The organism is Microbulbifer sp. MI-G (genome assembly GCF_030440425.1).
Classification (GTDB): Bacteria; Pseudomonadota; Gammaproteobacteria; order Pseudomonadales; family Cellvibrionaceae; genus Microbulbifer; species Microbulbifer spongiae.
Window position 1 is genome coordinate 994,492 of record NZ_CP098023.1, and the last position, 19,860, is coordinate 1,014,351.

The following is a 19,860-nucleotide window of genomic DNA, read 5'->3' on the forward strand; positions in this document are numbered from 1 at the left end:
TACGGCCAGCACGGGCGTTCAGGCCAGTTCCCGCAACACTTTCAGTGGCGGCTGGCGCACCGCGCTGTAACAGGCCAGGGTGCCGGCGCTGCCCACCAGCAGGGTGCCTGCCAGCGGGCCCAGCAACCACAGGGTGGGGTGCAGCACCAGGGGCAGCTCGAAAACCCTGTGCGAGAGTACCATCAGGGTGGCCTCGGCGCCGATGGCGGCGAGCAGGCCGGCGGCACAGCCGAGCAGGCCGAATTCCAGCACCAGGCTCTTCAGCAGCAGGCGCCTGCGCCCGCCCAGTGTGCGGATAATTGCCGCTTCCTGCAAACGCTCGGCGATACTGGCGCGCACTCCGGCAATCAAGACCAGCACCCCGGCGACCAGCATCAGCGCCATCACCGATTCGATGGCGAAAGACACCTGGTCGATGGTGTCGCGGATCCGCAGGATAATCTTGTCCAGCTCTATCACGCTGACACTGGGATAGCTGCGCACCAGGTCGTTGACCAGCAGCTTGTCTCGCGGGGGCAGGTAAAAGCTGGTGATATAGGTGGCGGGGAAACCTTCCAGTGTGCCCGGCGCGAACAGCATATAGAAGTTGGGGCGCATGCTGTTCCAGTCCAGGGAGCGGAAGCTGGCCACCGGGGCTTCCACTTCCAGTCCGCCGATGGAAAAGCGCAGGCGGTCGCCGAGGGCCAGATTGAGCTGCGCGGCCAGCTCCACTTCTACCGAGACACCCTTTCGGGCCTTGTCCCACCACTCGCCTTCGAGGATTCGGTTGTCCGGCGCCAGGTTTTCGGTCCAGCTCAGGTTGAGTTCCCGCCGCACACCGTTGGGGCGATCCTTGAGGTCCCTGGTGGGGGTGTCGTTGATGGCGGTCAGGCGGCCGCGCACCATCGGGTAAAATTCGCTGCTGCTGACGCCCGCCTTTTCCAGCATCTGCTGCAGCCCCCCTACATCGGTGGGGGTGATATTCAGCAGGAAGTGGTTTGGTGCCTTCTCTGGCAGTTGCATGCGCCATTCGTCGATCAGCGCGGTGCGGGCAAAGACCAGAGCCAGCATCGCCAGCAGGCCGGTGCCAAAGGCGGCGATCAGCAGGGTGTTGAAGGCGGCGCGGCGCTGCAGGCTGCCCAGGGCAATGCGCCAGGCACCACCGAGGTCAGCGAGCCTGGCGCTCACCAGCAACTGGTTGACCAGGGCGCTGCCGCCTACCAGCAGCCCCATGCCGGCGAGCAGTGCCAGGGTCATCGCCAGGCTCCCCGACAGCCACCAGATCAACAGCAGCATGGCTCCAGGGCCGAGGATCAGCCCCAGCCATTCGCGCTGATCGGGGTTGCTCCAATCCTTGTGCAGTGTCTGCATGGGATCGGTGCGCGCCAGGCGAAACAGGGGCGGCAGGGCAAAGCCGAGGGCGCAGGCGAAACCGGTGGCCAGCCCCACCAGCAGCGGATTCCAGTGGCTGGGCGGTGGCACCACCGGAAAGAAGCCCGCCATCAGGTTGACCACCTGGGCCTGGATAACACTGCCCAGGGCCAGGCCTGTGGCAGTGGCGATCAAGGTCAGGGCCGCCAGCTGCCCCAGGTAGATGGTGAGAATTTTGTTGCGCCCGGCGCCGAGGCTCTTCATTACCGCCACATAGGTAGCGTGGCGCAGGCCGTAGCGGCGTGCGGCCAGACCCACGGCGACACTGGCCAGCAGTACGGCGAGGCTGGCAGCGAGAAACAGGAAACGCTCGGCGCGATTCAGGGCCGAGGCCACGCGCGGCTGGCCCTCGCGCAGATCCAGCACCCGCTGGTGCTCGGTGAGTTGGGGTTTCAGCCAGTCGAAATACTGTCCCAGGGCCCGGTCGTCGCCGGCAAACAGGTAGCGATAGCGCACCCGGCTGCCGGCCTGGATCACCCCGGAGGCCGGCAGGTCATCGATATGGACCAGTACCCGTGCGCCCATATCAAACAGGCTGGTGCCCCGGTCGGGTTCCCGCTCCAGCAGCCCCGTCACTTTGAGCTGCGTGTCCCCCAGGCCGATGGCGTCACCCATGGTGATCCCCAGCAGGGGCAACAGGCGGGGCTCTACCCAGGCCTCTCCCGGAGGCGGGCCCTGTTGGGTGATCTCACCCGGGGCGTCCTCGCCCCTGCGCATTTCCAGGTGGCCCACCAGGGGATAGCCGCCGTCTGCGGCCTTTACCGAGACAAACTGGAACTGATCGTTGGCGGATATCATCGAGGCAAACTGGATGGTCTGCCCCTGCGCCAGTCCCCGCGCTTTCGCTGCATCCAGCCAGGCCGGGTCGACCGGTTGGCTGCTGCGCAGGACCCGCTCGGCGGCCAGGAAGCTGAGGGATTGCTGTTCCATGGCGCGGGTCAGGCGGTCGGTGAAGTGGGCGATGGCGGTGACACAGGTCACCGCCAGTACCAGGGCACTGGCGATCAGGGCCAGTTCGCCACCGCGCCAGTCCCTGAAGAGCAGTCGCAGCGGCAACATCAGGCGGATTCCTCCGGCAGATTGCTTTTATCCGGTACCGATGTGCCGTGCTCGGCACACCCGGCAGCCATATACAGGTGCCTGGTACAGCGCTCGGCCAGGCGCCGCTCATGGGTGATCAGTACCAGCGTGGTGCTGGATTCGGCGTTGAGCCTGAACAACAGGTCAATGACCTTGGCACCATTGCCCGCGTCGAGGCTGCCGGTGGGTTCGTCGGCAAACAGAATGGCATCGTCGGCGACGAAACTGGCGAAAGCGCGGGCGAGGGCGACGCGCTGCTGCTCACCCCCCGAAAGCTGGCGGGGGTAGTGGCGCAGCCGGTGCTCAAGACCGACCCGTGAGAGAAACTCCTGTGCACGCCTGTCGGCGCCGCGCTCCCCGCGCAGTTCACTGGGCAGCATGACATTTTCCAGGGCAGTGAGGCCGGGCAACAGCTGGAAAGTCTGAAATACAAAGCCCACACAGCGGGCGCGCAGGGCCGCGCGCCGCTCTTCGTCCATCGCGGTGATCTCTTCGCCCGCCAGCCAGATTCTGCCTTCACTGGGTTTGTCCAGCCCCGCCAGCAGACCGAGCAGGGTGGATTTACCGGAACCCGAGGCGCCCGTCACCGCAAGGCTTTCCCCGCGCGCCAGTTGCAGGGAGATATTGTTTAATAGGGTCAGTGGCCCTTCGCTGGTGGGGACTCTGTGATACAGGTTTTCTGCCGTGAGAATGGCGGACATACTGTGTTTCCTTTGCGGATCGACGCGTTTTTGGAGAGTATGACATGACGACAGCTTTTTTTCGGCGGCTGCTGGCTCACTTTAGCTTGATATTGCTGCTGTCTGTCCCCGCGGGGATTGCCAGTGCGAACGGTTCGGAGACCCTGCTGGTACTGGGTGACAGTATCAGTGCGGCCTACGGTTTCGATGAGGCGCGGGGCTGGGTACAGCTGCTGCGGGAGCGCTTGCAGGAGCGGGGCCGGACCGTTCGGGTGGTGAATGCCAGCATCAGCGGCGAGACCACTTCCGGTGGTTTGACCCGCCTGCCACGTCTGATGCAGGCACACAGTCCGCGCTGGCTGATTGTGGAACTGGGTGGCAACGACGGCCTGCGGGGCTACCCGCCGCAGACCCTGCAGCGCAATCTGCAGGCCATGGTGAAACTGGCAAAGGATGCCGGCACCGAGGTTCTGTTGCTGGGGATGCGGATCCCACCCAACTATGGCCGCGCCTACACCGATGCATTTGCCGCGGTCTACCCCCGGGTGGCAAAAGCCGAGCAGGTGGCGCTGGTCCCTTTCTTTCTGGAGACGGTGGCCCTGAAGGAGGGCGCCATGCAGTCCGATGGCATCCACCCTACCGCCAAGGCCCAGACGGCGCTGTTGGAACACGTTTGGCCCTGTGTTGAATCCCTGCTGGCGGAGGGCGGCAAAGACGGTTCGTGTACTCCGTGAGTGAAATGCGTACAATCGCGCCCCCGGATACTGAAAGCGCCGCCGGGGCCCTCAGCCCGGTCACCGCTAGCGAATCAGTCAGAGAGACACCATGTCCGCATTGGAAAACCGCCGCGAGCGGCTCGAATTCAACAAGCTGCAGAAACGCCTGCGCCGCCAGGTAGGCCGCGCCATCGCCGACTTCAATATGATTGAAGCGGGTGACAAAATCATGGTCTGCCTATCCGGCGGTAAGGATTCCTATGCCATGCTGGATATCCTGCTGGGCCTGCAGAAAACCGCGCCGGTCGAGTTTGAGCTGGTGGCGGTGAATATGGACCAGAAACAGCCGGGGTTTCCCCAGCATGTGCTGCCGGATTACCTGCGCGCCCTGGGTGTGCCGCACCATATCGTGGAGAAAGACACCTATTCGGTGGTGCGGGAAGTGGTGCCCGAGGGCAAGACGACCTGCAGCCTCTGCTCCCGATTGCGCCGGGGGACTCTCTATGGATTTGCCGAGGAAATAGGCGCCACTAAAGTGGCGCTGGGCCATCACAAGGACGATATCGTCGAGACGCTGTTCCTGAACCTGTTTTACGGCGGGAGGCTCAAGGCAATGCCCCCCAAACTGCGTGCCGACGACGGGCGCAATATTGTGATCCGCCCTTTGGCCTACTGCCGGGAAGCGGATATTGCCCGTTTTGCCCGACACCGGGCGTTCCCGATAATCCCCTGCAACCTGTGCGGCAGCCAGGAGAACCTGCAGCGACAGGCAATCAAGCAGATGGTGCGGGAGTGGGATGGGAAATTCCCCGGGCGCTGCGAAAATATCTTTGCGGCGTTGACAAGGGTGTCCCCGTCACAACTTGCAGACAGGGATCTCTACGATTTTAAAAACCTGGCGCTGGACCGCTCTACGCCGTCGGCTGCCGGGCGCCGCGACCATTCAGACCACCGCTGCCGGGTGAATTCCTGGGTGCCGGAGGATGCAGCTGTGCCCCAGCATATCGAGGCGCTGAATCTGTAGGGTCGGCACCGCTCACCAGTTGGGCGTAGCTGCATTCGAAATCCCGGGTTGTGGCACTGGGTCCGTGGTGGAAGTGCTGGTGCCAGAGCTGCGCCATCAGGGTGACATTGGCGGCGTTCGCCTCTTCGATTCTATGCACATCGGCGGAGCGGTAGATCAGCCAGGCGATCGCCGTGGCGTAGCGGAGGTTGGTGGTCAGCTCGCTGTGGGGGTGGTCGAGGAAGTCCCGCTGGCTGGCGAGACCGCGCACCTTGGAGGCCAGAGGGGGATAATCAATCAGGTAGTGATCCCAGATCTCCCGGTGCGTATGCGGTTGGATTTGATAGATGCCCAATCCATGGCGCCGTCCCTGCTTGAGATGAAAACCCAGTTGTGACTCCTGTGCAGCTGTTCCCAACAGGAGATTTTCCATGCCCAGGTTCCAGGCTTTCAGGTGTTGCAGGGTCGGACGGATGACCTGGAGGCGCAACTCGTCCAGACAGATGCCCATAAGTGTTGTCTTTTTTCTGTAGGTGTCCTCAATATTTAGTTTACGGATTGAGTTGACGCCACCTAATGGGTAGATTTACGCGAAATAAACATAACGATTCCTGAAGTGGTGCCAACTCCGTAGTGCAATGTGCCGAACAGCCAGCGGGGCGTCAGAGGGTTTGCCTTTTGGCCACCACTCCACATTGAGCAAAAGGAACTCCCTATGCCCGCACAGTGGCTCATTGCCCTAACCTTTGTTGCCTACCTGGCCCTGATCCTGGTGATCGGTGCCTACGCTTATCTGCGCACCAAAAATGCCAGCGATTATTTCCTCGGTGGCCGCTCTCTGCCCCCGGCGGTGGCGGCCCTGTCTGCCGGCGCTTCCGATATGAGCGGCTGGCTTTTGCTGGGGCTGCCCGGCGCCGCCTATGCCGCCGGCCTCTCCGCCGGCTGGATCGCCATTGGTCTCTTCTCCGGCATTGTGCTCAGTTGGGTCAGTATGGGGCGCCGGCTGCGTGTGTATACCTATGCGCTGGACGATTCACTCACGGTGCCGGCCTATCTCCATCGCCGTTTCAGGATGGGGCACCCCTACCTGCGCACGGTATGCGCCGTTTTCATTTTGCTGTTTTTTCTTTTCTACGTGGCCTCGGGCCTGATTGCCGGTGGCAAATTATTCGAGACTGTCTTTGGGTGGGACTACCGGTGGGCTGTGATCACTGGTGCCGTGGCGGTGATTTCCTACACACTGTTCGGCGGCTTTCTGGCGGTGTCCTGGACCGATGTCTTCCAGGGGCTTTTGATGAGTGTCGCGCTGATCGCTGTGCCACTGGTGGTTATCTCTGACCATGGGGGCCTCGCAGACAGCTGGAGCCAGCTGCAGGCAAGTGTGCCGGAGTTGACACACTGGATGACGGACAACACGGGCCAGGCTCTGGGCCTGGTGGCGATTTTTAGTTCCCTGGCCTGGGGGCTTGGCTATTTCGGTCAGCCCCATATCCTGGCGCGTTTTATGGCTGTGCGCAGTCCGCGGGATGTGCCCGCAGCGGCCACTGTGGCAGCTCTCTGGTCCCTGATCGGGTTTCTGGGCGCCATGGCTGTGGGCCTCTTTGCCCACCTGCAAATCCAGCAGGGCCTGCCCGACGGTGAAAAGGTGTTTATGGAACTGGTACAGGTGTTGTTCCATCCGATCGTTGCCGGCGTGCTGTTGGCGGCGATTCTCTCCGCCATTATGAGCACTGCCGACTCCCAGTTACTGGTTTCCTCCGCGGCCCTGGCCGAGGATATCTACCACGTCTGGGTTGGCCGCAAGACCAGCCCGGAGGCAATGGTGAAAGTCGGGCGCTGGGCGGTTGTAGCGCTGTCGCTGGTGGCGGTGTGGATCGCTTTGGACCAGGATTCCAAAGTGCTGGATGTTGTGGGCTATGCCTGGGCCGGGCTGGGCGCCGCTTTTGGGCCGACGTTGTTGATCAGTCTCTACTGGCGCCGGATGACCGGCAGTGGCGCGATTGCCGGAGTGATTGTGGGTGGCGTGACAGTCGTTGTCTGGGAACAGTTGTCCGGCGGACTATTTGAAGTCTATGAACTGCTGCCGGGTTTTATTTTCTCAGCAGCTGCTATCTTGATAGTTAGCGCGCTGACAAAATGCCCGCAAGCCGTGTCCTCCCAGTACAAGAGACTGCTTGGGTGAGGCGGTGGGTGATTGCTTGCCAACCCCGCTCTGAATGGGGCGCAAGCCAGGCGGTTGCGCGAAGGGCGTGCCTGGGCCAAGGGCGCGGCAGTTGTGAAGAGAAAAGGATTTCCATCCGCAGCGATTATGCAAATAGCGGTTGGAGATACTGAGTGATCGAAGTTCACCTCGGCGATATCACTCGACTCAATGTCGATGTTATCGTCAATGCCGCCAATACCCGCCTGCTCGGTGGGGGCGGTGTGGATGGGGCCATTCATCGCGCAGCGGGTCCCAAGCTGCTCAGAGCCTGCCGTGATCTCGGAGGCTGTCCTGTCGGCGAAGTCCGTGCCACCGGTGCTTTTTCCATTCCCGTAAAACGTATTTACCATACCGTCGGGCCGGTCTGGCGCGGTGGGCGCCTCGGTGAGTCGGAGCTGCTTGCCAGTTGTTACAGCCATTGCCTGACCCTGGCGAGGCGGGAAAACATGCGCTCCATTGCCTTTCCGGCAATCAGTTGTGGTATTTATGATTATCCTCCCAGGCTCGCAGTGGAGATTGCTGTTCGTCAGGTACAGAGTCATCTCGAGGGGGAGGGTGAGCCCCGCAGCATTGTTTTTTGTTGTTTTGATCGGAAAATAGCCGAACTCTATCACGCCCAGCTGGATACGCACGTACGGCGATGAACAGAATGTTTCAGCGCGTGTCCGGTATTTTGGGCCACGGGAAATGGCCCTGGCTGCGAGAGTGATCAATAGTCCGGAGATCATCGATAAGAACAAGGGGTAGGAATGCGCACTGTGCAGCAGTGGTTTGCCGAATACAGCGAGAGTCACCAGAACCCTGTCAACAAGGCCATCCACTGGATTGCGGTACCGGTGATTTACGCGGCCATTACGGGCCTCCTGTGGGCCATTCCGCAGCCGCAATTCATGAGCGCGCTTCCCTGGTTGAACTGGGCCGTCGTAGCCGCGGTGCCGGTATTGCTGTTTTATGTCGCCCTGTCTTTTCCCATTGCCCTGGGCATGACGGCGCTCACGGTTGCCTGCCTGTGGGCCTGGTCTCTGCTGGAGCGTGTGGGTGTTTCTGTTTGGCAGACGGCCCTGGGCCTGTTTGTGGTGATGTGGATCTTTCAGTTTATTGGCCATGCCTACGAAGGGAAGAAGCCCGCTTTTTTTAAGGACCTGGAGTTTTTACTCATTGGGCCGGCTTGGGTCGTTGCCTTTATTTATCGGGCTCTTGGCATTCGTTACTGACTGATGCCCGCCCTGCAATCAGTAGAGCCCAGCTCTGGCACAAGCCCGTCGCTATCATGGCAAGCGCACAGGCTATAAAAACCTGTGCATCAGCGATTGTAGTGTACCGGCACTTCCAGAGTCTCCTTGACCTCTTCCATAACGACATAGCTGGTGCATTCCTGTACCTCTGGCAAGGTCAGCAGGGTCTCGCCATAAAATTTGCGATAGGCACTCATATCCGCAACACGGGCCTTAATCAGGTAGTCGAAATTACCCGAAACCAGGTAGCACTCCTGTACCTCCGGCAGTGCAGCCACGGCGTTGCGAAATTCCTCGAAGGCATCCTGGGCAGAGCGGTTGAGGCGGATTTGCACGAAAACCACCAGTGCCGCATCCAGAAACTCCGGGTTGATCAGGGCAGTGTATCCCTGGATGACGCCATCATTTTCCAGACGCCTGACCCGTTCTACACAGGGTGTGGCCGTTAAGCCTACCTGGCGGGCCAGCTCCGCGTAGCTGGTGCGGCCGTTTTTCTGCAGAACCCGCAGGATATTGCGGTCCACGGTACTGAGTTCCCCAGCGCGTTTGCGCATGCCTCTGCCTCCCTCCTGGGTGAACAGCTTAAAAACTGAGCTCTGTCCCAATAGTATTGGTGGATTCCATTATTTTTATAGAAAAAACGACAGAAATCCACTCCTTGGGTGGCTCTATACTGGGTAAAACATAGGAATATGGTGCCGATTTTGCAATCTTGCAGAGGGTGTGCCAGAGACAGAGACCGAGGAGCAGAAAAATGCTGATTGGCGTCCCGAAAGAGATCAAGAACCATGAATACCGCATTGGCCTGACGCCGGCGAGTGTGCGCGAACTGGTTGGTCACGGCCACCGGGTGATTGTGCAGAGAGGGGGCGGCGCTGCGATTGGTTTCACCGATGCCATGTACCAGAAAGCCGGCGCCGAAATCCTCGATACCGCGGAGGAAATCTTTGCCACTGCCGATATGATCGTCAAGGTCAAAGAGCCCCAGCCCAATGAGTGCGAGATGCTGCATCCGGGCCAGGTACTCTATACCTACCTGCACCTGGCACCCGACCCCAAGCAAACCGAACTGCTGGTGAAATCCGGTGCTACCTGTATTGCCTACGAGACCGTCACCGACCGCTTTGGCGGCCTGCCTTTGCTGGCACCCATGTCCGAAGTTGCCGGGCGCATGTCCGTGCAGTGTGGCGCGCACCACCTGGAGAAAGCCCAGGGTGGCCTCGGAGTGCTGCTGGGTGGAGTACCCGGTGTGGCTCCTGCCAGAGTCCTGATTATCGGTGGTGGTGTTGTGGGAACCAACGCGGCCAAGATGGCGCTGGGCATGGGCGCAGATGTCACTATTCTGGATCGCTCCCTGCCCCGCCTGCGCCAGTTGGATGATATCTTTGGGGGGGCCGTGCGCACCGAATTCTCCACCAGCGACGCTATTGAGCAGCATGCCCTGAAAGCAGACCTGGTAGTGGGTGCGGTCCTCATCCCGGGCGCTGCAGCACCCAAGCTGCTGACACGCGATATGATCAGCCGCATGAAGAAAGGTGCTGTCGTCGTGGATGTGGCCATTGACCAGGGCGGCTGCTTCGAGACCTCCAAGGCGACCACCCACCAGGAGCCAACTTATGTGGTAGACGGTGTTGTGCACTACTGTGTGGCCAATATGCCCGGCGGCGTTGCGCGCACCTCTACTATGGCGCTGAATAATGCCACGCTGCCTTTTGCGCTAGCGCTGGCCAACAAGGGTGCGAAACAGGCGCTGCTGGACGATGCCAACCTGCTGGAAGGTTTGAATGTGCACGCCGGTATGGTGACTTACAAAGCGGTTGCCGATGTACTGGGCTACGAGTATGTCGATCCGAAGCTGGCCCTGCAGAAAGTGGCCCAGCGGCAAGAAGCCATCGCCTGATCAACCTCGGTTGCCTGGCAGGCTTTTTTAAGACAATAAGGCAATCGCGCGCTTCTTCACTGGTTTGGCGGTTTTCCCCGGAGCGTTTTGTGGCGCTCCACTCTGTGAGACCTGGTGGCCCTATGCCACCAATTGACAGCCGCGTTGTTACGCGGCTTTTTTGCCAATGGGGTTGCAGTGTTGGTCTTTACTGCCCAAGGTGATCGAGCTGTGCAAGCCAGATTGTATTGTCGGGGGCTTTTTCTTTTTGCAGGGGAGAATCCTCCGATAAATGGTTAAAGCAGCCAGACTTCCACTCTGCGGTTTTTGATTTTTGCCCTGGAATTATTTGAGGCGACAGGAAGGTAGGCTCCAAACCCCTGTACCGGTGCTGTGTTGACCTGGTGATGGTGCAGGGCGGAGCGAACTGTTAGCGCACGCAGTTTGGACAATACAACAGAGCGCTCTGCACTGGCTTTTTCGTCCCCAAAACCGATCAACAATAATTGACGATCACGGTTCTCCGGCTTTTTCATATACTTCGCCAGCCTCTGGATATCCTGTTGGGCTTTATTGTCCAGAGTGGCGTTGCCCTCTGCAAAGCGAAAATTGATACTCAGGCGTTCCGCATGTTGGGTTAATGCAAGGTAATCTTCAGGGCCTTCCCGCGTGCTTGCTGGCTTGATGCTGATCGGGGTTTGGGAGATAAACCCGGTTGTCTTTACCTGCTCCTGGCCCGCCTCGCTCTGTACAAAGTACAGAAACTCCTCTGCTGCCGGCTTGAGGGAATGCACCGGCGTGTACAGGAACAGGCGGCGAGAGAGAGGGTAGTCTTCGGTTGCGATGGTGAGATGCACCGGGGCTTGGGGCTGGGTGTCCTGATGGGAAACAGCGATGGCTCTGGCATGGCGAATCGATGCCAGCCCGACAAACCCGATACCGTTTAAATCGGCGGCAACCCTGTCGGAGAGCTGATCGTTGGATTCGAATCGTTCCGCATTTTCAATAAGGCTGTAATCCTTGCCAAGAACCAGGGATTTAAACGTGTCCCAGGTGCCGGACTGGTTGTCGCGGGCGTAAACTCGGATGTGGCCGCGGTGCCCACCAACTTGTGACCAATTGCGAATGTCACCGGAGAAAACGGCTGCAATTTGCTGCAAGGTCAAGTGCTTCACTGGATTGTCCGGATGCACAATAATCGCAATTCCATCAATGGCAATTACATGTTCTGCGCGATTGCTGCGCATATCTCCCAACCGGTTTAATAAGACCCGTTCCGCGGCCTTGATGGGCCGGGAGGCCATGGCGATGTCCGCTTGTGATTGTTCCAGCCCTTTGAAACCGGTGCTGGAGCCGTGTGCGGCAATATCAATAAAAACTGCTTGGTTTCCAACATCCGCCTGGATGCGTTGCTCGTTGATTGTGCCCAGGGGTGTGGATCGGATGTTTTGTGCACCCTTTGTGGCTAGGTATTTGCGAATCAGATTGGGTGCCAGTTGAGCCCCAATAGTGTTGGAACCGTGCAGGGTAAATAAGAGACCGTTTGTGTTTGGATCGAAAGCCGGGACTTCCGCTGCGGCCGCGGAGGTCCAGGCCAGCCCGAATGACAGTATCAATGTGTGGCACAAACGATGAAGAAGCGGGTACATAACAGTTTGACCTTAAGGCAGTAAAATGAGGCCGAAAAATATGTCCTCTTTATGACAAAATGATGAAATGTTGATGAATAAATCACAAATATCCCCACTGCGCGCAGTGAGCATGTTGTGGGCTGCTCGGGTGGGGATTATCGGTGGCGTTGTTGAAGAAATGAAGAAATCTTGATTAACAGTATGTCAAAAAGCGCAGTGCAATGCTTCCTAAAAAGGGATTGAACCCTGCGTACCTCTCTTGGCGACAACTCGCAAGCCAATCCGGGAGAGCGGATATCAGTGGAATTCAGCGGGCGGGAAACAGCCGGCTCACCAGTACCGGCAGCACTGTTTCCACTTTGAGAATACGCGGCCCTAAATGCACTGGGTGAAAGCCTGCCTCCTGCAGTTTTTCCACTTCATAGGGGATAAAGCCGCCCTCGGGGCCAATGGCCAGGGTGGTTGTTTCCCCGATATCAATAGGGCAGTACTCACCGGCAACCGGGTGGGCAAGCAGTTTTCGTGAGCCGGCTGCCAGTTCGGGCAGCTCATCCTCCACAAAGGGCTTGAAGCGTTTGCGCAGAATAATGTCCGGCATCCGGGTATCCATCGCCTGTTCCAGTCCCAGCAGGCATTGTCGGTGAATCTTGTCCCGCCCGAGCCAGGGTGTTTGCCAATAAGATTTCTCCACGCGGTAGCTGTTGAGCAGAATCAGCTTTTTCACACCCAGTGCTGTGACATGCTGAATGACACGCTTTAGCATCTTCGGGCGCGGTAACGCCAAAACCAGGGTCAGGGGTAGTGCAGGGGGCGGGGGATATTGTAATTCCACCTTGAGCTCCACACACTGGTCGGTGAGCGTGGTGATTGTTCCAAAACCGATATCGCCATTCAATAGCCCAACGCGCAACCGCTGGCCGGGCTCGACCCTGTGTACCTGGATAATATATTCCAGCCTGCGACCGCTCAGGCGGACAAGTCCGGCGCTGATGAAATCCGTTTCTTGTAAAACAATCAGGTTCAAGATCGACCAGCCTCGAATTGTTGCACTCAATCACTCCGGGTATGCGATGGCACAGCTTACAGCTGTGCAGTGGCGATGGCCCCTTTGCCCAGCCCCTCGTAAGCGCGCACGGTAATTTCCTTGCCCGGTAATTCCGCGGCCAGGGTATTGGCAATATATTGGGCCAGTTGTTCGACGGTGGTATCGCAGTCAATGACTGCACAACAGCGCGAGGGAAGCGTAAGGGTAAAGCGCCCCTGTTGCGCTTGATAGGCAAAGCGCAGGGTTTTTGCACCGCCCGCTGCCTGTAAATCCTCGCGCGTGCCCAGATAAATATCCCTCCAGCGCTGAGCCCATTGCTGCTCCAGTGCTCTGTTGCGTTGTCCCTCGATGAACACCTGGATACGGGAGCGGTGGCCGTGGGCGATGCGCTGGCAGTTGCCCAGGTGCTTTTTCAGTCCGTGACTGTAATGGTAAAAAGCGCCCTCAATCATCTCTGCATCGAAGCAGAGCTTCAATTGATCGACATGGGTCGGGAAAGCGCCCGCCAGTTGCTGCACACTCCAGCTTGCAACCGCCTGTGGGTGAATACTCTTTGTTTCTACCAGTGCGAAAGCCTGTTCCGGGCCGGACACCGATATTTGCTCTCCGCCGGCCAGTGACCAGGTAAGCGATATCTGGCCGCCGTGGTTTGCGAGCTCCAGGTCGGGGGACAGGGTGGGTACCAGAAGGCGGTGGTCAAGCTGGTCATCGAGCCAGTGGCGAAGAGTTTTTTTGACAATACCAAAATCGCACACCATGCCCTGGCTGTCGAGTGCGCCATCCAGGGTGGCATTTGCCAGCCAGGTTTCCCCTACCAGACCGCGCTGCCGGTCCAGGTAGCTGAAATCAATATTGGTTAAATTGTCGACGAACAGGTGCATATCTCACTCTTCGCATGGGCGGGGTGGTAAGCGAGTATTATAACCTGCTGATGGGACTGGAACTCGTGCCTTTATCCCTCTATAATCGCGCCCTCTTCGGGGACACCGAGGATCGTTGTGGCGGCCCTTCCGGTCCCTTCGCAATGAGAAACTGCGAACCCCGCCAGGCCCGGAAGGGAGCAACGGTAGCAGTGACGTCATGTGCCGAAGGTGTTGCTGGTCGGGCTGCCTCCATCCCCCTTCTTTCACACCCTTGCCGTTACTTGCCGACAGCGATTGCCTGTATTTTGGTGTTGTGCGCCAGACAAACCTATTTTCCCCTGTAAACTGCACAGAAAAAGGGATTTTGTGTCGATCTGGACTGAACCTCGGTGTTCCCATCGAAGAAAATGGATCCCTTGTGCTATAAACGGCGACAGTTTTCACACGGCGGATAATAATGTGAGGGGAAGATGAAAAAAATTGCTTTTGCTATTGCCGCTGCAGTAGCGCTCGCTGCCTGTGACGGCGGTCAAAGGGCTTCGAACCCTGTTGATGAGGCCCAGCCTGCGGAGCACCCTGCAGCAGAGGCCGATACGGCTGCACTCACGGCCCGGGATGCCAAGGCTTTTCTCGAGGATGCCCAGGTCCGCCTGGAAAAGATGGCCGAAGAAGTGAGCCATGCCGCCTGGCTGGCTTCCACCTATATCAATATGGATTCCCAATATGTGGAAGCCCTTGCCGCCGAGCGCTATACGGCGATGGCGGTGGCACTGGCATCCGAAGCGGCAAAATTTGACAACCTTGACCTGGACCCGGACAGCCGTCGCAAGCTCACCATGTTGAAACAGGGGTTGGTGTTCCCCGCCCCTAAAGATCCCGCGCTGACCGCTGAGCTCGCACAGATTGGTTCTAAAATGCAGGGTATGTACGGTGCCGGTAAATACTGCCGGGATGTTGAGGGCGTGGAGAAATGCTATACACTGACCGAAATGGGGCGGGTGATGGCGACGAACCGCGACCCGGAACTGCTGAAGGACCTGTGGGTTGGGTGGCGCAAGGTGTCCCCGCCCATGAAACCCCTGTATGAGCGGCAGGTTGAGATTGGCAATGCGGGTGCGCGGGAACTGGGTTACCAGAATTTGAGTGATTTCTGGCGTTCCAAGTACGATATGGAGCCCGATGCCTTTGCCGCTGATATGGATGTCCAGTGGAACAAGGTCAAGCCCCTGTATGAAGCGCTCCACTGTCATGTGCGCGCCAAACTGAACGAACACTACGGCGATGCGGTAGTGCCCCCCCAGGGCAAGATTCCGGCGCACTTGCTCGGAAATATGTGGGCGCAGGAATGGGGCAATATCTATGACCTGGTCAAAGACAGGGATATGCAGGCCCCCTATGACCTGACGCAATTGGTAGTCGATTCCGGGATGAGTGAGCGGGATATGGTCAAGGTGGGTGAGGAGTTCTTTACTTCCCTGGGCTTTGAGCCGCTACCGCAAACGTTCTGGGAGCGCTCACAGTTTACCCAGCCCCGCGACAGGGATGTTGTTTGCCACGCCAGTGCCTGGAATATGGATGGCCAGGACGATATCCGTATCAAGATGTGTATCAACAAGACCGGCGAAGACCTGGTGACCATTCACCACGAACTGGGGCACAATTTTTACCAGCGCATCTACAAGGACCAGCCTTTCCTCTATAAAGAGGGCGCCAATGACGGCTTCCATGAAGCGGTGGGCGATACCATTGCGCTGTCGATTACTCCGAAGTACCTCAAGGAAATTGGCCTGATGGACGAGGTGCCGGATGAAAGCAAGGATCTCGGCTATTTGATGCAGCAGGCGCTGGATAAGATTGCCTTTTTGCCGTTCGGCCTGATGGTGGACAAGTGGCGTTGGCAGGTATTCAACGGAGAGGTGCAGCCTTCGGATTACAACAAGGCCTGGTGGAAGCTGCGGGAGGAATATCAGGGTATCGAAGCCCCGGTCGAGCGCTCGGAGGCGAACTTTGATCCGGGTGCCAAGTACCATATACCGGGCAATACGCCTTATGCGCGCTATTTCCTCGCCCGTATCCAGCAGTTCCAGTTCCACCGTGCGCTGTGCGAAGCTGCCGGTGAGACCGGACCGCTGCACCGCTGTTCCATTTATAAAAACGATGAGGCGGGTAAAAAGTTGCGCGCCATGCTGGCCATGGGCGCCAGCAAACCCTGGCCGGATGCCATGGAAGCCCTGACAGGGCAGCGCGACCTGGATGCTTCGGCGATTATCGATTACTTCCAGCCATTGATGGCTTACCTGGAGACGCAGAACCAGGGACGCCAGTGCGGTTGGGAGTCGGCAGCGGAGCACGCAAGCCACGCTCGATAAACCTGTTCATCGGGCAATCCAATTCATAGAGCACTCATGGATTGGATAGGTGCTGGCAGAGGGGGTAAGCCCGCTGTATTGCTGACTTGTGCCGGATTGCGCCGGCACATTACTGAATGGTCTATCAATTGGCCGAGTGCGAGTTTTCAATACCCCCTTCTGAATCCAAAAGTGCCGCATACTGTTCAGTGATGATATTCATATTGCGCAACATCAGGTCTGTGGTTCCTGTGATCACATGAATTTGGCGTTTCTCGGATATTTGCATCTTCCCGGTGAAGCCGCGGTTGGCATAGTTGAGGTGATCCAGTGCTTTGCGCAGATTGTGGTTGATCTCAGGGGTATTCAGGGGGCTGTCAAGGAGTTGGTTCAGTCGGTGAGTGTACTCCACCAGATCCTGTTGCAAGCCGATTTCAGCATCGCCGGGGGAGATTCCCCAGAGTTTTGCCGCGTAGTTCTTGGCAATGCGCTGGGACAGCATACGCTGGCGCCCGGCAATGTTGATCAGTTCAGCGCTATTGTGGTTGGCGAGCCGCTCCAGCTTTACCACGTAGGTGTGAGCGGCCGACAGGAGCCTGTTGCTGAGCCTGAATAATTCGGCTGCCGTGTCCCTGCTGGCCGGTTGCCGGGCAATGCGTTCAAATGCTTCCCATTCCTGCTGTACTTTGCGCAACTGAGGGCTGAGTTTCCCGGCTTTGGGGAAGGCCGACAGTTTTCTATGGTTTTGTGCAAACTCCTGTATTGACCGGTTGAAGACTTTTTCATGGCGCTGTATGCCGGGCTGGATACCCTGCAGGATGTAGGTTTGAGCAATGCGCTGCGACAGCATTCGCTGACGGCCGGCCAGGTTAATGGCTTCCCCCATGCCAAAGGCAGAGACATCCAGGCTTAAAACAAACAAGGTGAATATTGCGGGCAGCTTCATGGTTTTACTCTTGTGGTTTTGTGCGTGCACTCTTCTTTACCCAACAATCCAACCGCTAGGGCGTAGTCGGTTGGATTGTCGCTCCAGCAATACAACGGCCACTGCCTGGAGTAAGTCGGCATTGCCGCGGTTTGTCTCGGTCCCCGTCGGTACCACATTGTTCCGGCAACCATTTTGCAGCGGAACTTCATACTCGAAACGAGCGATGTATGTATAACAAATTCTGCCCGTTTTTTATCTAACCTGTTTTCCCCGTATCGGCATTTTGGGGGTATTGACGGGCACGGATTTTTTTCTGATGAACGCTCAAGGTATTGGATCGGCACTGCCCGGTATTCTGCCTTACGGGATTGTTGGTGCGCCCAAGCGTTATGGCAGTACTGCCATAAAAAAGGCCCTACCCCGTTCGGGGTAGGGCCCTGTTTTGGTTAAATTCAGGCGTTAGAAATGGTAGTTGAGGGAGACCCCATACAGCCAGGCTTCGGTCCTGGTGGTACTACCGTCGAAGAAGGTTGGAAACGGAACGGGCGCGAATTCCTGTATTCTCTCGTCATCGCCCGAAAGGTAGGCCACACCGCCATCAATACTCAGTTTTTCGCTGACATGGTAGGTGGCGCCCAGCGTCAACCACTGGCGGTCGCTATCCGGGATGCTCAGTATGCGCCAGGTAATCGGGAGCTCCAAGCCGGTTTGTGCGGCGATCATTTCCGTTTCCTCGCGGTTAAGGCCGTCGCGAGCTGCACTCTCATCAAAGGCGTAACCGGCGCGCAAAGTCAGCTTGTCATTGTAAAAGTACTCCACGCCAATACTGTAGCGAGAGCCGCTCTCGAAGTTTAGCTCTCCGACGAGCAGGGGATTGAATGGTTCACCGGCACCGGGGATAAACGCTTCCAGGCGCTGGAGGTCGTCCCAGTCGGCCCACATATAGCCCAGTGCAATGGCCCACTTGCTATTAAAGCGGTGGTAGAAACCCAGTTCCAGTGTGTCCGGCAGGTCGAGGGACAGGTTGCCGCTGGCATTGTCAAACGGATCCAGTGGGCTTGGCAGCAAGTCGGAATTCACGTTCCCCTTGAGTGTGGGGTCGTATTCCGCATGGTAGGAGATGCCTGCGCGGGTATTCTCGCTGATGCGCCACAGCGCACCCACAGTCCAGCTGACATCCCAATCGTCGCCCTCGATATTGAGGATGGAAGCCCCGGACAGGTCGGTACCCAAAATGGGATCCAGTGCGAAATTTGTGGGGACAGTGGTTCTCAGTCTGGCATCGGCATAAAGAAAGTTAACCGATGCGCCGATGCTCAGGGTGTTATTGATATCGTAGGCAACAGAAGGCTGGATATTGACGGTAATCAATCTGGTTTTGTTGGCGATGGGGGTGCCACGAAAACTGTTGGGAAAATCGGTTTCCAGGCCGAAGTCGGTGTACAGAGCCAGGCCAAAGGACCACTCGTCGTTGATGGGGGCCGCCAGGTAGCCATTGGGGACCCAGGCGGTGGTGGCGTAGTCGTTGGCACGCGCTCGCTCAGTATTCTCCAGAAAGATGGGACTGCCATCCGGACCTACCCCAACCGGTACAAAATAGGTGACATCGCCGGCCACATCGATCTCGGGGTCAACGAAAGTGGCGCCAATGGAAAACGTATAGGTGTCAAACAGCGCAGAGCCCGCGGGGTTGCGACCGAGAATTGCGGCGTTGTCGCCGATGGTATTTTCGCCGGCAAAGGCGCGCCCGAGGCCTGAGGTACTGGTTTCCGAGATATAAAAGGCCGCAGCCATGACACCTTGAGATACGGAGCTGATTGCCGCGGCGAGTACTGCGTGTGGTAGGTATTTCTTGTTCATGGAGGCCTATCTCTAAGTCTGCTGATTACTGAAAACCATAAACGGTATTCAAGTGAATGCCAGGCTGTGGAGGAAGGTCATTAGACTTATGCAAGTGCCTTCCTTAATTTCTGAGCAGGTGTCTTACCTGAAATTCCGGCAATATAAAGTCGTATAAGTCAGGAAAGAGATAACTTTATAAAGAGAAAGCAGGCAAAAATCCATCAAATACCGTAAGTTTTTTTTACTTTCCTGAACAGTGGTTCAATTTTGGCTTGCCGTGACATTTTTTCCATTAATGGATAATTTTGTCAGGCTGATTTGGTACCTTTTGCCATTTTCTTCTCTCTGAACAAGTTTCACCAGAGCATAGTTCCAGCCAGGGGCGAACCACACTGTGGTCTCTCTTGCGGAATCGGCATTTCGAACCCGCCGTACCTTGATGACCTCAATTTCCCCCAGTGGCGTCACCAGGGTTTCAGTGCCCTCCCGGGCGAAGGTGTACTTGCGCACTTTCTTGCCGTCAGCAATTTCATATTGGAGGGTTTCCTTGCCTGCGGCGAGATCCAGCGCCAACTGTAATTGGTAGCTCACTTTATCGAGGATATGGGGCGATACATCCTTCAAATCCCGCTCCGGGTTTGAAACATTGAGCACCATGCCTTTAGTGGGCTCAAAGTTCAGTATGGTGCCGCGATCCCGGCCCAGCCCGGTTCTGCGGTATTCGTAATGGTAGGGGATAATCTGGTCGTCGCGGCGGGTAAAGCGGGAATATTCATTGATATTGGCAAACAGGGTGTTGGTATCAAAATCCAGGCGCCAGTTGTCATCCTGGCCGGTAAGCTTTCGGGTAGCCGTGACGCTGATACCGTTAAAGCGCGCGGTGTAAGTTGCTTTAAAGGGTTCCAGCTGGCTGGCCAGGGATGGGCCGGAAAGCAGGAGAAGAAACAGGAAGGAAACGAAAAAACGCACGGTGAAGCTCCGCAAAAACTGACTTTGC

The 19,860-nt window shown here is 57.7% G+C and carries 17 protein-coding genes and 1 other RNA gene; 8 read left to right on the top strand and 10 right to left on the bottom strand.

All coding sequences use genetic code 11. From position 1 onward, the window contains the following. Positions 1-18 precede the first annotated feature (18 nt). Positions 19-2,469, bottom strand: coding sequence for an ABC transporter permease (locus M8T91_RS04095; RefSeq protein ID WP_301417076.1), 2,451 nt, complete (start codon positions 2,467-2,469; stop codon positions 19-21). After that, on the bottom strand, positions 2,469-3,191 hold the full coding sequence (locus M8T91_RS04100; protein WP_301417078.1) for an ABC transporter ATP-binding protein: 723 nt from the start codon (positions 3,189-3,191) through the stop codon (positions 2,469-2,471). Before M8T91_RS04100 ends, M8T91_RS04095 begins: the two co-directional genes overlap by 1 nt. A gap of 44 nt (positions 3,192-3,235) precedes the next feature. Between M8T91_RS04100 and M8T91_RS04105 the strand changes: the two genes are divergently transcribed. Together M8T91_RS04105 and ttcA are read left to right on the top strand one after the other, a co-directional pair. Further along, on the top strand, positions 3,236-3,904 hold the full coding sequence (locus tag M8T91_RS04105; protein ID WP_301417080.1) for an arylesterase: 669 nt from the start codon (positions 3,236-3,238) through the stop codon (positions 3,902-3,904). Positions 3,905-3,995: 91 nt separating this feature from the next. Then, positions 3,996-4,910, top strand: coding sequence for a tRNA 2-thiocytidine(32) synthetase TtcA (gene ttcA / locus M8T91_RS04110; RefSeq protein ID WP_301417082.1), 915 nt, complete (start codon positions 3,996-3,998; stop codon positions 4,908-4,910). Here the strand turns inward: ttcA and M8T91_RS04115 are convergent. Beyond that, positions 4,798-5,400, bottom strand: a complete 603-nt coding sequence (locus tag M8T91_RS04115) for a hypothetical protein (protein WP_301417084.1) — start codon at positions 5,398-5,400, stop codon at positions 4,798-4,800. The genes ttcA and M8T91_RS04115 overlap by 113 nt on opposite strands. 204 nt (positions 5,401-5,604) lie before the next feature. Between M8T91_RS04115 and putP the strand changes: the two genes are divergently transcribed. The 3 genes from putP (at position 5,605) to M8T91_RS04130 (ending at position 8,306) form a co-directional block, all read left to right on the top strand. Next, positions 5,605-7,071: a sodium/proline symporter PutP gene (gene putP, locus M8T91_RS04120; RefSeq protein ID WP_301417086.1), complete on the top strand. Its 1,467-nt coding sequence runs from the start codon at positions 5,605-5,607 to the stop codon at positions 7,069-7,071. A gap of 152 nt (positions 7,072-7,223) precedes the next feature. Continuing rightward, positions 7,224-7,736: an O-acetyl-ADP-ribose deacetylase gene (locus tag M8T91_RS04125; protein WP_301417088.1), complete on the top strand. Its 513-nt coding sequence runs from the start codon at positions 7,224-7,226 to the stop codon at positions 7,734-7,736. Positions 7,737-7,841: 105 nt separating this feature from the next. Further along, positions 7,842-8,306, top strand: a complete 465-nt coding sequence (locus M8T91_RS04130; protein WP_301417090.1) for an Mpo1 family 2-hydroxy fatty acid dioxygenase — start codon at positions 7,842-7,844, stop codon at positions 8,304-8,306. Between the two features lie 89 nt (positions 8,307-8,395). Here the strand turns inward: M8T91_RS04130 and M8T91_RS04135 are convergent, their stop codons facing one another. Beyond that, positions 8,396-8,881 carry an Lrp/AsnC ligand binding domain-containing protein gene (locus M8T91_RS04135; RefSeq protein ID WP_301417092.1) on the bottom strand — a complete coding sequence of 162 codons (486 nt, stop codon included), beginning with the start codon at positions 8,879-8,881 and terminating at the stop codon, positions 8,396-8,398. Between the two features lie 200 nt (positions 8,882-9,081). Here M8T91_RS04135 and ald point away from each other — a divergent pair, with 200 nt between their 5' ends. Further along, a complete protein-coding gene (gene ald / locus M8T91_RS04140; protein WP_301417094.1) occupies positions 9,082-10,227 on the top strand; it encodes an alanine dehydrogenase in 1,146 nt (381 codons plus the stop codon). Positions 10,228-10,502: 275 nt separating this feature from the next. On the opposite strand, the gene M8T91_RS04145 is transcribed toward ald, so the two are convergent. From M8T91_RS04145 to M8T91_RS04155, 3 genes are all read right to left on the bottom strand, one after another. Next, positions 10,503-11,855 carry a substrate-binding domain-containing protein gene (locus M8T91_RS04145; protein ID WP_301417096.1) on the bottom strand — a complete coding sequence of 451 codons (1,353 nt, stop codon included), beginning with the start codon at positions 11,853-11,855 and terminating at the stop codon, positions 10,503-10,505. A 289-nt stretch (positions 11,856-12,144) separates the two neighbouring features. Further along, positions 12,145-12,891, bottom strand: a complete 747-nt coding sequence (locus tag M8T91_RS04150) for a 16S rRNA (uracil(1498)-N(3))-methyltransferase (protein ID WP_367317743.1) — start codon at positions 12,889-12,891, stop codon at positions 12,145-12,147. 26 nt (positions 12,892-12,917) lie between these two features. Beyond that, entirely contained in the window at positions 12,918-13,763 is an 846-nt protein-coding gene (locus tag M8T91_RS04155; protein ID WP_301417098.1) for a 6-carboxytetrahydropterin synthase, read from the bottom strand. A 127-nt stretch (positions 13,764-13,890) separates the two neighbouring features. Between M8T91_RS04155 and ffs the strand changes: the two genes are divergently transcribed. Further along, positions 13,891-13,988, top strand: an RNA gene (gene ffs / locus M8T91_RS04160) — signal recognition particle sRNA small type. A 227-nt stretch (positions 13,989-14,215) separates the two neighbouring features. Continuing rightward, positions 14,216-16,114, top strand: coding sequence for a M2 family metallopeptidase (locus tag M8T91_RS04165; protein ID WP_301417100.1), 1,899 nt, complete (start codon positions 14,216-14,218; stop codon positions 16,112-16,114). A 124-nt stretch (positions 16,115-16,238) separates the two neighbouring features. On the opposite strand, the gene M8T91_RS04170 is transcribed toward M8T91_RS04165, so the two are convergent. The 3 genes from M8T91_RS04170 to M8T91_RS04180 all read right to left on the bottom strand — a co-directional run bounded on the left by M8T91_RS04170 (position 16,239) and on the right by M8T91_RS04180 (position 19,832). Next, entirely contained in the window at positions 16,239-17,039 is an 801-nt protein-coding gene (locus M8T91_RS04170) for a type IV pili methyl-accepting chemotaxis transducer N-terminal domain-containing protein (RefSeq protein ID WP_301417102.1), read from the bottom strand. A gap of 441 nt (positions 17,040-17,480) precedes the next feature. Further along, positions 17,481-18,881: an OmpP1/FadL family transporter gene (locus M8T91_RS04175; RefSeq protein WP_301417104.1), complete on the bottom strand. Its 1,401-nt coding sequence runs from the start codon at positions 18,879-18,881 to the stop codon at positions 17,481-17,483. Positions 18,882-19,124: 243 nt separating this feature from the next. Beyond that, on the bottom strand, positions 19,125-19,832 hold the full coding sequence (locus tag M8T91_RS04180) for a DUF3108 domain-containing protein (RefSeq protein ID WP_301417106.1): 708 nt from the start codon (positions 19,830-19,832) through the stop codon (positions 19,125-19,127). Between the last annotated feature and the right edge of the window lie 28 nt (positions 19,833-19,860).